Below are 12,711 nucleotides of genomic sequence, written 5' to 3' on the forward strand. Positions count from 1 at the left end.
TGTGAACTGTAAAAGATAAGCTTTGTTTAGAATACACCGAACCCAGAATTTCCAGTGATAGAAAAGATTTCCTGTAAATTATACCCAAAAGGGGAATTTACTTAAAATGGTTTCCTATTGTATTTTACCTTGAATTCATGTTTTCTCGAAAGCTCAGTTTTCTCGAATCTTGGGTTAAGATGTGCCATCAGGTGTCTGGGATGCTTAGGGACAAAGGCAATATCTTACCAACCTCAGTGCGGTTATCCCCCGCTTTATTAACCAGTTTAATTGTCACCTTGTTTGTGGTCGGATGTCAAAAATTAGGAGGGTTAGAATCCTTTGAATTAAGGATGTTTGATGCCTTCGTTTGTTTACGGCCGATTCCCGATTCCGACCCTAATTTATTAATCGTTGCAATTACGGAAGAGGATATTCAATCTCAAAAACAATGGCCACTGACAGATCGGATTTTAGCACAGGTTTTCGCCAAACTTCAGCAACATCAACCTAACGTTATTGGGTTAGATTTATATCGGGATTTACCGCAGGAACCAGGGGGTAAAGAGTTATTAAAGCAGTTAAAAGCGGATAATATAATTGTGATTACGAAAATCGGAAATCCCAAAAATCCGAGTGTTCCACCTCCCCCAGGAATTGAGCGAGAACGAATTGGATTTAATGATTTAGTTTTAGATTCTGATGGGGTGGTTCGTCGGCAGTTATTATTTGCCAGTGGTCAAGATAAGCAAACGGTTTTTGCTTTTTCTTTACAGATGGCTTTAACTTACTTAAAAAATCAGGGAATTGAACCTAAAAATAATAGCCGTTATCCTGAATATATGGAACTAGGAAAAACGACATTTTTTTCTTTGAAATCAGGAGATGGTGGTTATGGAAATATTGATGATCGAGGCTATCAAATCCTGCTCAATTATCGGGCTCCAGAAGTTGCCCGTATTGTGAGTATCAGTGAAGTTTTATCAAATCAAGTTAACCCGGATTGGATTAAAAATAAAGTCATTTTAATTGGAACAACAGCCCCTAGTATTCCCGATGCTTTTTTAACGCCTTATAGTATTAAAGCTGCGGAGAATTTTAAAATGCCTGGGGTATTAATTCATGGTCAAATGGTGAGCCAGATTATTAATGCTGCCTTGAATAATCCCTCTCAAAAAGCCCATTTAATTCTCGGTTCTCAAATTCTCGTTTTCCGTTCTAATTTATTTGTATTCTTACCTCAATATTTAGAAATAGTATGGATTGGAATTTGGGCAATGGTGGGAGGAATATCAATGTGGCGGATTCGTCATCCTCTCAATCAAGGATTAGCTTTAATGGGAGGAATTTTGAGTTTATTGGTAACCAGCTACGGACTGTTTTTATTAAATGCTTGGGTTCCTATTATTGCTCCTATTTTTTCCTTATTTTTAGCGGGAACTGGAATTATTGCCTATAAGCAAATTCACAATTCTTTGCATGATTCTTTAACGCAACTCCCCAACCGTACTTTATTTTTAGACCGAGTGGGATGGGCGATTTCAAAAACAAAACATTCTCAATCTCAATGTGCCGTTCTATTTTTAAATATTGATCGATTCAAGAGAATTAACGATAGTTTAGGATATGAAGCGGGAAATCAACTCTTAATTGAAATGGTGCAAAGGATGAAAACTTGTTTAAGAAATCAAGATATGATTGCTCGTTTAGGAGGAGATGAATTTGCCATTTTAATTGAACAGTTAAAACCCTATCAAAATGCAGTGTTTGTAGCCGAACGTATTCACAACGCCTTACTCTCTCCATTTCAATTAAATCATCATGATATCTTTATGAGTTTAAGTATTGGCATTGCCTTAAGTGAAACGGCTGAAAATAGGGCAGATTATTTATTAAGAAATGCCCATACCGCCATGTATCGTGCTAGAAGTTTAGGCAAAGGTATGATTCAAGTTTTTGAACAGACCATGCACGTTAATGGAATTGAACAGTTAAAATTAGAAACCAGTTTAAGATTAGCCTTAGAACGTCAAGAATTTGTTTTATATTATCAACCCGTTGTTTCATTAAATTTAGGGCAAATCGTTGGGTTTGAAGCTTTAATTCGTTGGCAACATCCCGAAGAAGGATTAATCACCCCAGAAGGGTTTATAGCGGTTGCAAAAGAGACAGGATTAATTGTCCCAATGGGGAAATGGGCAATTCAAGAAGCCTGTCATCAATTAAAACTATGGCAAGATCAATTTCATGGTCAACCTGAATTAATTGTCGGAGTCAATTTATCGGCTAGACAGTTTGTTCAACAAGATTTAATCGAACAAATTCAAGAGATTATTGAAATCTCAGAAATTAATCCCACTGGATTAAGATTAGAAATTACAGAAAGTGTGATTATGGATGATGTAGATGCTACCATTAATCTATTAAAAAAATTAAAATCTTTAGGATTAAAATTGAGTATTGATGATTTTGGAACCGGGTTTTCTTCCTTAAGTTATTTACCTCGATTTCCCATTGATACGATTAAAATTGATCGCTCTTTTGTCGGACAAATGGAAACGGATGATGGCGGAGAAAATTTAGCGATTGTTCGCACGATTATTCGGTTAGCTCATGCGTTAAATAAAGATGTGGTAGCTGAAGGAGTAGAAACCGCTTCTCAACTGGCACAATTACGTTCCCTCGGTTGTGAATATGCTCAAGGGTATTTCTTTCTTAAACCTGTTCCTGCCGATATTGTTACAGCTTTTGTAGAGTCTCATCCTCAATGGGATAGCAACCACCAAGACAGTTAGGACGCTAGACACGATCGCTCTATAACAGTTACCAAAATATGATCACATACTTTTTTGTGTTCTGATAATTTGGGTTTCTAATAACATTTTTATGCCTTGCATAAAAACCTGAAAACTTTTAGATTTATTATCGGTTAGAGATAGATAACGAGCGATTTTTTTCGAGTGAGTAGCTGGATAATATTCTGGGACTAAATTTTTGAGTTCCTGTTTAGCAGAGTTAAGTTGATCAGGGTTACGGTATTTTCTGTTATTTTGATGTTTACTCAAAGTATTACGTTTAAGATTATAGGCTTTTTCTACCGCCTCCAAATTGCCTAAAAACCATGATTCTAGTTCATGACAAATAATCCTAATTATTAGGTTATTTTGTCCAGCCGTTTGACAAATTTGTAATAATTCAGCCTTAAGTTTTTGGCAATCATGAGAATCTTGGTCATGAACGATAATAAATTGAGTATGGGGGCTAATGTTATTGAAAGCTCTAATTTTAATAGGAATAGATTTAGCTAAGTCTTGTTTACCTTGATGAGCAATACAAATAAAGGAAATTTGCTCAGGAATGATTTTTGGTAAGATTTCTTCTAAAACATTTTTCATCGAAGGTTCTTCTAATAAAAAAATTAAGTCATAACTCATGAAGGTGCAACTCCTTTAAACCAGCCTTGATTCCATAAATAGCCAGGTAAATCTCCTTCTGCCACTAATTTTCTGAGGATTTCGTCGTCTGAGGCTTTAGACATTTTAGTGATCCCTTTTTCTTTGATTAGCCAAAATATACTGTCTAAAGGAACCGCATTTAAAAAGTCAGGGGAATGGGTAGAAACAAAAACTTGTCCTCCTCTATTCGCATAACTCGCAAATTCTTCAGCAAGTTCGGTTAAAAGAGTTGGATATAATTGGTTTTCTGGTTCTTCAACGCAAAGTAAAGGGTGAGGTTTAGGATCAAAAAGTAAAATTAAATAGGCAAACATTTTCATTGTGCCATCAGATACATAACGATCAATAAATGGATCTTTAAATGCTTCATCTTGAAATTTTAAAATTAATCGCCCGTCTTCTGTATCTTTGGCTTCTACTGTAGAAATACCGGGGACTCTTTCTTTTATTCTAGTTAATATGGTTTGGAAAATCTCAGGATGTTCTCGATATAAATATTGTGCAACGATTGCTATATTATCCCCAGTAGGAGAAAGATGTTCAGCATAAAGTGCGTCTTTACTGCCCCATGATCTGCTAATATGAAAGTCGGAAACGTGCCAATTTTCGATCAGGGAACGAAAAGCACTAGCGGCTTGAAAACGTTGAAATTGCCCTAATCCTTTAATGGCTAAAATATCATTGGATTGTAGTTGTTGTTCTTCTCTTTGTAATTCTTCATCAGGTTGACTAAAATTTTCTTCATTGGTGATCGCATAACCTTTACCTTTAGTAAAATCAAGGAAGTGATAGGGAGAGCCATATTCACCGCGTTTATAACGCAATATTTCTCTTTTGATGATAGGTTTTCGATCTTCTTGTCCAATAATCAATAGATAAGTAACAAGTCGTTTTTTCCCTGAAAGCTCCATCTGAAATTGTAACTCTATTTCTATATCTTCTTTTTCTTTGCCTCTGGTAACAACTTCTCTATAACCCCCTCGAATTTGCAGAGCTTGACGAATGTTATTTTTTAAAGCATCTCGCAAAAAACTAAAAATATCAAACAAAGTTGATTTCCCGGTACCATTAGCACCGATTAACACACAAAAAGGGGGAATATTCTCTACTTCCAAATTCTCAAAAACTCGATAGTTTTTGATTTTGATACTGGTAATTTGCATAATTATATTTTACAAGTAACTTGACTCATAGTGATCTATTATATATTATTCCCCATTCCTGATCTTTACCAAATCGTTATCTGAGCGCTCTCATCCCGCCACATCGGATTCCTTGTTTGAATGTCAAAGGGTAAGCTTGCTATATTTATACGAATTATCAAAAAGTAGTTGCCTTTTTATCAAGCTCTATAAAAAGGCAATTACTAACTTTTTCTCAATCGTTGTTTTCTACAATTCTACATCGATATCCTGGGCGGGTAAGGTGGAGGGAAATTGTAAATCGCTAATATGAATCAATTGCTCAACTTCTGCAAATTTTGTAAAAGCTTGGCGATCGCTTTTTAGCAAAGAAACAATAATTCCTACGGCAAATGATAACGGAATGGTGATTAAACCGGGGTTTTTAAGCGGAAAAATGGCTTCTGTATGTTTGAGTAAATCGATTTGAATGGTGGGAGACAAATAAATCAAAAACAAAGAAGTCAGTGTTCCGGTAATCATACTCGCAACAGCACCATTTGTGGTAAATCGTCGCCATAAAATTGACATCAATAAAGCCGGGAAATTACCACTAGCTGCGATCGCAAAAGCTAAACCCACCATATAGGCAACATTTTGTCCTTTAAAAACGATTCCCAAAATAATTGCTAAAGCCCCTAAAAACATTGTGGCGCCACGAGCAACTTTTAATTGTTCTGTTTCATCCGCAGAACCGCCCCGCACCACATTCACCCATAAATCATGGGATAAAGCTGCCGCACCAGAAAGGGTTAATCCCGCCACAACCGCTAAAATGGTTGCAAAAGAAACCGCCGCAATAAACCCTAATAAAACGTTTCCTCCTAAAACTTCTGCTAACATCGGGGCTGCCATATTTCCCCCTTTATCAATGCTTTGAATTTGCTCTCGACCTAATAAGGTCATCGCCCCAAAGCCAAGGATAAACGTCAGCAGATAAAAGAAGCCAATAAACCAAGTCGCATACATGACAGATTTGCGGGCGGCTCTGGCGTCGGGTACAGTATAAAAACGCATTAAAATATGCGGTAATCCTGCTGTCCCAAACATTAAAGACATCCCTAAAGAAATGGCATCTAAAGGATTAGCAACTTGTTTCCCCGGAGCTAATACTTCCGGCCCATATTTTTGGGAAGCGGCGGCAAATAAATTAAGGGGATTAAAGCCAAATTTGGATAAGACCAAAATCGTTAATAATACCGCACCCCCTAATAACAAAAAAGCCTTGATAATTTGTACCCAGGTGGTTGCCATCATGCCCCCAAAAATGACATAGGCTAACATCACACCACCGACAATCATCACGGCTAATTCATATTCCATGCCGAACAGTAATTTAATTAAATTACCTGCCCCCACCATTTGGGCAATTAAGTAAAAACTAACCACTGCTAAAGTACCAATTGCTGATGCAATTCTCACCGGAGTTTGACGCATCCGATAGGCAACTACATCTGCAAAAGTATAGGTTCCTAAATTTCGCAGGGGTTCGGCAATTAAAAACATGACAATCGGCCACCCCACTAAAAAGCCGATGGAGTAAATTAAGCCATCAAAACCATTAAGGGCGACTAAACCTGCTATTCCTAAAAAACTCGCCGCACTCATAAAATCGCCAGCGAGAGCTAAACCATTTTGAAATCCACTAATTTGTCCGCCGGCAGTGTAAAACTGTGCTGCACTTTTGGTATGAGTAGAAGCCCAATAAGTAATCCCTAAAGAAGCAACAACAAACAGCAGGAAAAATGTAATAGCGACGGGGTTAAATTGTCCGAGAGTCGTTGACATGACTTAATCCTTAACAATGTCTTCAATTTTGCGATCGTAATAGTTATTCGTCCAACGCACATACAGGTAAATTAATACCCAGGCTGAAATAATCACTAAAGCACCTAACAAAATGCCCCAACTTAAACCGGGTATAATTAAAGAACCCATTAAGGACTTATTAAAGGCCACTAGCAAGATAAATCCAAAGTAAATGAACATCATGGCTAATGTTAATGCCAAAGAAACTCGCCATCGTTCTTCAGCGAGTTGAGTTAATATTTTGTCTCTATCGTCCATTTTTATGTCCCTGAACATGAGGGGAATTATATCGGAAGATGTACCTATTTTTGAATCAGGGATGAGAAAGAATTTGCTTTTCTTAATGAAGTTTTGTAAAATCCACTTTACATTTATTGATATTTGGATGGAAACCCGATTAATTTATGAAGATTAAACGAGCACTTGACTCAGTTTTAAATCCGTTAGGGGTTCTATCTAATCAATAAATTCTAAATACTGACGTTGAATGTTATCCAGAATGGTAAACTCAACTCCTAAACCTCTTAATTGTAAACTTTTACTATTCTAATCCTAATTACCCTCATGAATATTTCCAACAACTCTCGCCAGTATGCTCCAGCAACAGAACGGAATCAACAACCTATTTTAGAGGTTTTAAAACAGGTACTTCCTCCCACAGGAACAATTTTAGAAATTGCCAGTGGAACAGGACAACACGCTGTATTTTTTGCGCCTCAGTTGCAACCCCGCAAATGGCTACCTTCAGAAGTTAACCCTATTTTGCGAGAAAGTATTTTAGCTTGGCAAACTGATTGTCCTTCGGATAATTTATTCCCCCCTTTAGAATTAGATGTGCAGAAATCAACTTGGTTAGTTGAAGATCCCGATTTAAAATGCTTGGCAGAATTCCCCATTACTGCTATTGTTAATATTAATATGATTCATATTTCCCCTTGGTCGGCTTGCTTGGGATTAATGGCAGGTGCAAATCGAATTTTGCCATCCGGGGGAATTTTATATTTATATGGAGCTTATAAACAACAAGGAAAACACACTGCACCTAGTAACGAAGTCTTTGATACCTCGTTACGGTTATCTAACCCAGAATGGGGAGTGAGAGATTTAGAAGCGGTTATTGAAATAGCAACCTTAGAAAATTTACGGTTAGTAGGAATTATCTCCATGCCCGCTAATAATTTATCGGTGATTTTTGAGAAAATTTAGGGTAAAATTTAGAAGAACTAAGCGATCGCACCACCCATCATTTCAGGAGGAGAAAAATCAAACCCAATTTGAATCTGATTCTGGTCTGATTGCCTTCCTGGTATAGGAGTTGATGATTCTTGTCGATGGGATTGGGGCGATTTTTGTTCTAATAAATTCTGAATATCAGGGGGAAGGGTTACATCAGGAACACTTTGTTGAGATAACCAAGCAAAACCCCCCATAGAACCCGCTAAAATAGCAGCATAACCTAAATATAAATGCACTGAATTGAGATAAAATTCTGAATCAACATCGACTTTAGACCCATATTGTCCAACCTGTCCGCTAAATTCTAAACAGGGAAAAGACGCTGCTATTTTCCCACCTTCTAATCCTAAAGCATTCGCTACCCGACAAATAAACCCTCGAATATAAATATCTTCTGGTAAGCGCTCAAGTTCTCCCTGTTCCAAAGCTTCTAAATGATGCAGGGGAACTAAAGTAAAATAGTGCATTTGTTGTAAACTCAGGTGATAGGATTCTCTCGCTTTTCGCAATTCTTCCCCAATTTCTTGTAAATAAATTTTTTGCTTTTGATGAATTTTCTGATTAATTTCAGCTTGAGTCGGAGGTTGACGTTTAGATTGGACTTGTGGGGTATTATCCCAGGAAGAAATATCAGATGAAGTCGAGGTTTCTTCTGAGGATTCAGAGGTTGTATTCTGGGGTTGATATCCAGCAATAAAACCGAGGGGAGAAACAACCGAAATCTGAACTTCGGGAGGAGTAAATTTTGTTTTTTTGGGACTTTGTTTTACCGATGATGGGGAGGAATAATCTGAGGAAATGGCTGTAACAGAAATAGACTCATTCACCGAAGGAGATTCTGTTGTACAGATAATTGCTGTTTCTTGTTTCGCAATTTGTTTTAAAGCGAGTTGAATAGCTTCTCGTCCCACCGCTTTAATGACAATTTCGGCTTTACTAGCCGCTTGTCCTAACATTTTTTGTAAGCTTTTTAAAGCAATATTATAAACTTCACTACAATATAGTTCTGCTTCAATTTGACGCACCAGAGAGCGTAAACTGTCAGGAGACACCTCTGTTGTTGTCGGTGCTGTCACACCAAAACCTGTTACCGGATTTAGTTCCATACTTTCTACTCCGCCTCAGTACCACCTATCTGAGTTCTTTCTTCTATAGTTTGATTCTGATTCCGGATGCGGAGGAGAAAGTGTCTTGAAGGAACCGGATTTCTATTGAAAAGAATGCAGATGACGATTCATATTCTTTAGGTCGGTTTCCAACTGTTGATAATCTGATGGTGATAATAAGGGGTCTTTACGAGTTTTTAACACCTGTTCAATCGGAAGGACACGAAACTGATATTTTCCTCCTTGGCTATAGCGATGTACCCAAGTAGGTATCGCTTTAATCTCTTTAATTTCAGTGGTTTCATCAGGAAAATTTTTCAAAACCTTGACTTTACAAATTACCCCCAAATCTCGATATTTTTCCCGTTGATTAGAGATAAAATTTCCCATAGAATAAATAACAACTGCTTTTTTCGGTTTTTCTGATTTCCCAGTTTTTTCAATAATTTGATAAGGTTGAACAACATGAGGATGACTCCCTAAAATAATATCAGCACCTGCATTGACTAACTGTTTGACTAAGGCTTTTTGTTCACCATTAGGTTGACGCTGGTATTCTACGCCAAAATGTAAAATAACGGTAACAATATCAACCCCAGCTTGACGAGCTTTAGTAATATCTTGGGTGATTTTTTGAGGATTAATTAAAGAGACTAAATAATTCTTACCTTTGGGAATTGGAATACCATTTGTTCCATAGCTATAGCCTAAAATTGCCATAGAAATATTATTTTTTTCAACGATAGTGATTTTGGCTGATTCTTTCGCTGAGGTCGCTGTGCCGATGGGAATTAAACCCCGTTTTTTCACATTGTCTAAGGTTTTTAAAACTCCTTTTTCGCCTCGATCTAAGGAATGATTATTGATGGTAGAAATAATATTAAACCCAGCTTTTTTAATCGCATCAGCTAAGGGATCTGGAGCGTTAAATAACGGATATCCCGTATACCCCGTTTCTGGGCCTGATAAAGTTGTTTCTAAGTTACCAATAACCCAATCTCCAGAGGATAAAATTCCTTTAACTTCGGTAAAAAAGTTATCATAATTATAGGTTTTTGTAGTCGGGTCATAACCCGATTTAATTTGAGCACCGTGCATCATAATATCACCCACAGCTACTAATTCTGCTTCTTTTGTATAGGGTTTAGGAGGTTGAGTAGCCGTGACTTCAGCGACGGCTTCCGATTGTTTTGTTTGGGTTGTATTGCGATCGCACCCCCCTATCAAAACAAAAAAGCTGCTCGTTAATAGGAAAGTAATTAAGCGTTTTTTTAAGTATAAATTCATCAATATATCCTCATTTTTTTATTAGAATTCAATAATAATTGAATTCTATTTTGATTTTCAATGAATCGCAATTTTAACCAGCACAGGGTTAAAAACTATCGTTTCCAGTAAAAATATCTTCTGGGATTTTACCATATTTTTAATGACTAAGATGAATTTATCCCAATAAAAGGGCATCATCTGTTAAAGACTCATGTTGCTGTTCTTCAAATAAATGCAGTAAATCGGTAACGGTTAAACCCTGACGTTCTGAACCTGAAATATCAAAAATAATTTGACCTTCGTGTAACATTAATGTGCGATCGCCTAAATCCAAAGCTTGGCGCATACTATGAGTTACCATTAATGTAGTTAATCGGTTCTCCGAAACAATTTCACGGGTTAATTGTAGAATATAATTCGCCGTTTTTGGATCAAGGGCGGCGGTATGTTCATCGAGGAGTAAAACTTGATGGGGAGCTAAAGTTGACATTAATAAACTTACCGCTTGACGTTGACCGCCTGATAGTAATCCCATAAGATCGCCTAAACGATTTTCTAACCCTAAATTTAACCGTGCTAAACGGCAGCGAAATTCCTCTCGTAAGCGATGATTTAAAGCAGAACGAAACCCCCTAAAACATCCCCGACGATAGGCTAACGCTAAATTTTCTTCAACGGTTAAATTCGCACAGGAACCTGCTAAGGGATTTTGAAAAACTCTTGCCACAAATTTTGCTCGTTTTGAGGATGACCAAGTGGTTACTTCTTGATTATTAATCCAAACCTTACCCGCATTCGGAAGAATATCCCCTGTTAAAACATTCAATAAGGTTGATTTACCAGCCCCATTGCTCCCAATAACAGTAATAAACTGACCTTCAGGAATTATTAGATTAATATCCCTGAGTGCTTGTTTTTCTAAAGCCGTATTTCGATTAAAAGTAACATGAATAGATTGGGTTTTAATCATGGTTTATATTTAACAAAAGTTTTGATCTGCAATTTATCTATTATAATGAGGTAATGAACAGCTATTTTCGGCTGATAAGCGCAATGACTGTTGGTTTACCCGTTCTGGTTCCGCAGTTTAACATGACCTAGCCCTAGTAGCTAGATGACTGGATCGAGTCTGATGATCCCGTTAACAACACCGATTATTCCTTCCTAGCGGCTTTGCACCAAGCTCTCCGTTATCTTGCGATCATTTAAACCTCGCTGTGTTCAGGAATTGATTAGAATATTTATAGGTTAATTAATCTTGAACTCAGAGAGATAGATTTTTTCATCAGATAACCAGACTCAAATTTTGTTAACGCTTATTCTGATGTTGAAGACCCTAGAAATGAGATAAAAATTAAATCTAACCTTTGACAATAAAAGCCATCTATTCATATCATAAATGAGGTTTAAATTAAGATGACAGAGTTAGAGAGCAATATCTATCTATTACAAGCAGAAGGAACAAAACGATTTAAAATTGAAAGATCTTTGCAGGTATTAACCCGGAATCAAATCCTTAATGATCAAATTCCCTATGCGTTAAAAGTAATCGAAATTTTTAGCACTCCTGATCCTCAAAAAGATGAAACAAAATTACATGAAATTTTTGCCTATCGTCGCTTACAAAGTGATTGGTTTGAATTTGATTCTCCTGAATATGCAGCCCGGTTAATTCACGATTATTTTCGTCTACGTCAAGAAACCCATCACCAAATTAGTACCCTTTCCCAACAATTAAAATCGGCGACTCAAAAATTAAAAAATACAGAAGAAAAATTAAATCACCTAGAACAAGACTATCAAAAATTACAACAGGAACGAGATCACCTGTTTCAATTTAAAGTTGCAATTCAAAGAGATATGACCCGCATTTTATCTCGTTTAGAATCTCATGGATTAAATGGAAATAGTATTTATACTGAACAATCCTTAAGACATAGCGCCATGAGTCTAATTCGTTATCGCTTAGGAGTTGCCCAACAAAAACGTTGCTTACAGTTAGGTGATACTGTGATTATGGTGGGGTTTTCCTTGTTTGAATATGAAACTAAATTTGAGCAATTCAAAAGCTGTTTAGACAAATATTCTATTACCGCCGAGGATGAAAATACGGTAGATACCTCCTTATTAGAAGCAGGAGTTCCCTTGGGAATTTATTTTACAACGGATAAACCCTATGCTCGTTTAGAAATTGAAATACCTCGACGATATTGGGCTTTACCAGGGATGGTTCCTGAACTGTTTAAAGAATTAAAAGAATTTGGGTTTGAAGCCCGTTATTGTCGATTAGTTCATATTGGAGAAGACGGAGATACAGGAGAATTAGGGTTTATTCCTTGTGATAGTTTAGATGAAATTTGGCATCAAGTTTTAACTCAAATTAGACCATTAGGAACCCAAACCTTATTGCGTCAACAAGGAAGTTTAATTGAATTAAGCCCTGAAAGTACCCGTGTGGGTGTTACCAGTCGAACCTTACTGAAAATGATTCAAGATAAAATTCCTCATCTGGAATCTGCTTTTGAAGAAATATTAGGAATTCGCTTTTGTGTCAATGTTGAATTAATGAATGATTCTCCTTAAATTATATTCCCGGAAACCCTAATTAATTGAGAACTGTTGCGATCAAAAATAGGGAGTTATCTTATATTAGTAGGAATTATAGGTTAAGTTGAG

General features: G+C 36.8%; 10 protein-coding genes. 3 read left to right on the forward strand and 7 right to left on the reverse strand.

Annotated features, from left to right (window positions below):
• The first annotated feature begins 200 nt into the window (after positions 1-200).
• Positions 201-2,774 (forward strand): EAL domain-containing protein, encoded by a 2,574-nt coding sequence (locus PL9214_RS01785; protein ID WP_245824146.1) that lies wholly within the window; start codon positions 201-203, stop codon positions 2,772-2,774.
• Between the two features lie 42 nt (positions 2,775-2,816).
• On the opposite strand, the gene PL9214_RS01790 is transcribed toward PL9214_RS01785, so the two are convergent.
• The 4 genes from PL9214_RS01790 to PL9214_RS01805 form a co-directional block, all read right to left on the reverse strand.
• Positions 2,817-3,413 (reverse strand): DUF4276 family protein, encoded by a 597-nt coding sequence (locus PL9214_RS01790; RefSeq protein WP_072717129.1) that lies wholly within the window; start codon positions 3,411-3,413, stop codon positions 2,817-2,819.
• On the reverse strand, positions 3,410-4,597 hold the full coding sequence (locus tag PL9214_RS01795; protein ID WP_072717130.1) for an AAA family ATPase: 1,188 nt from the start codon (positions 4,595-4,597) through the stop codon (positions 3,410-3,412). Before PL9214_RS01795 ends, PL9214_RS01790 begins: the two co-directional genes overlap by 4 nt.
• A gap of 228 nt (positions 4,598-4,825) precedes the next feature.
• Positions 4,826-6,403, reverse strand: coding sequence for a sodium:solute symporter family transporter (locus tag PL9214_RS01800; RefSeq protein WP_072717131.1), 1,578 nt, complete (start codon positions 6,401-6,403; stop codon positions 4,826-4,828).
• A gap of 3 nt (positions 6,404-6,406) precedes the next feature.
• The gene (locus PL9214_RS01805) at positions 6,407-6,682 is read right to left on the reverse strand and encodes a DUF485 domain-containing protein (protein ID WP_072717132.1); all 276 of its coding nucleotides are present in this window, start codon (positions 6,680-6,682) and stop codon (positions 6,407-6,409) included.
• A gap of 306 nt (positions 6,683-6,988) precedes the next feature.
• Here PL9214_RS01805 and PL9214_RS01810 point away from each other — a divergent pair, with 306 nt between their 5' ends.
• Entirely contained in the window at positions 6,989-7,630 is a 642-nt protein-coding gene (locus tag PL9214_RS01810; protein ID WP_072717133.1) for a DUF938 domain-containing protein, read from the forward strand.
• A gap of 17 nt (positions 7,631-7,647) precedes the next feature.
• On the opposite strand, the gene PL9214_RS01815 is transcribed toward PL9214_RS01810, so the two are convergent.
• The 3 genes from PL9214_RS01815 to PL9214_RS01825 form a co-directional block, all read right to left on the reverse strand.
• Positions 7,648-8,766: a helix-turn-helix domain-containing protein gene (locus PL9214_RS01815; protein WP_072717134.1), complete on the reverse strand. Its 1,119-nt coding sequence runs from the start codon at positions 8,764-8,766 to the stop codon at positions 7,648-7,650.
• A gap of 102 nt (positions 8,767-8,868) precedes the next feature.
• Entirely contained in the window at positions 8,869-10,053 is a 1,185-nt protein-coding gene (locus tag PL9214_RS01820) for a CapA family protein (protein WP_072717135.1), read from the reverse strand.
• Positions 10,054-10,210: 157 nt separating this feature from the next.
• Positions 10,211-11,005, reverse strand: coding sequence for an ABC transporter ATP-binding protein (locus PL9214_RS01825; RefSeq protein ID WP_072717136.1), 795 nt, complete (start codon positions 11,003-11,005; stop codon positions 10,211-10,213).
• Between the two features lie 446 nt (positions 11,006-11,451).
• Here PL9214_RS01825 and PL9214_RS01830 point away from each other — a divergent pair, with 446 nt between their 5' ends.
• Positions 11,452-12,618: a GIY-YIG nuclease family protein gene (locus tag PL9214_RS01830; RefSeq protein ID WP_072717137.1), complete on the forward strand. Its 1,167-nt coding sequence runs from the start codon at positions 11,452-11,454 to the stop codon at positions 12,616-12,618.
• The last annotated feature ends 93 nt before the right edge of the window (positions 12,619-12,711 follow it).

This window comes from Planktothrix tepida PCC 9214 (genome assembly GCF_900009145.1).
GTDB lineage: Bacteria > Cyanobacteriota > Cyanobacteriia > Cyanobacteriales > Microcoleaceae > Planktothrix > Planktothrix tepida.

Bases quoted from the DNA above. Each gene is read 5' to 3' on its own strand.
- PL9214_RS01785 (WP_245824146.1), top strand. From the start codon at position 201: ATGCTTAGGGACAAAGGCAATATCTTACCAACCTCAGTGCGGTTATCC.
- PL9214_RS01790 (WP_072717129.1), bottom strand. From the start codon at position 3,413: ATGAGTTATGACTTAATTTTTTTATTAGAAGAACCTTCGATGAAAAAT.
- PL9214_RS01795 (WP_072717130.1), bottom strand. From the start codon at position 4,597: ATGCAAATTACCAGTATCAAAATCAAAAACTATCGAGTTTTTGAGAAT.
- PL9214_RS01800 (WP_072717131.1), bottom strand. From the start codon at position 6,403: ATGTCAACGACTCTCGGACAATTTAACCCCGTCGCTATTACATTTTTC.
- PL9214_RS01805 (WP_072717132.1), bottom strand. From the start codon at position 6,682: ATGGACGATAGAGACAAAATATTAACTCAACTCGCTGAAGAACGATGG.
- PL9214_RS01810 (WP_072717133.1), top strand. From the start codon at position 6,989: ATGAATATTTCCAACAACTCTCGCCAGTATGCTCCAGCAACAGAACGG.
- PL9214_RS01815 (WP_072717134.1), bottom strand. From the start codon at position 8,766: ATGGAACTAAATCCGGTAACAGGTTTTGGTGTGACAGCACCGACAACA.
- PL9214_RS01820 (WP_072717135.1), bottom strand. From the start codon at position 10,053: ATGAATTTATACTTAAAAAAACGCTTAATTACTTTCCTATTAACGAGC.
- PL9214_RS01825 (WP_072717136.1), bottom strand. From the start codon at position 11,005: ATGATTAAAACCCAATCTATTCATGTTACTTTTAATCGAAATACGGCT.
- PL9214_RS01830 (WP_072717137.1), top strand. From the start codon at position 11,452: ATGACAGAGTTAGAGAGCAATATCTATCTATTACAAGCAGAAGGAACA.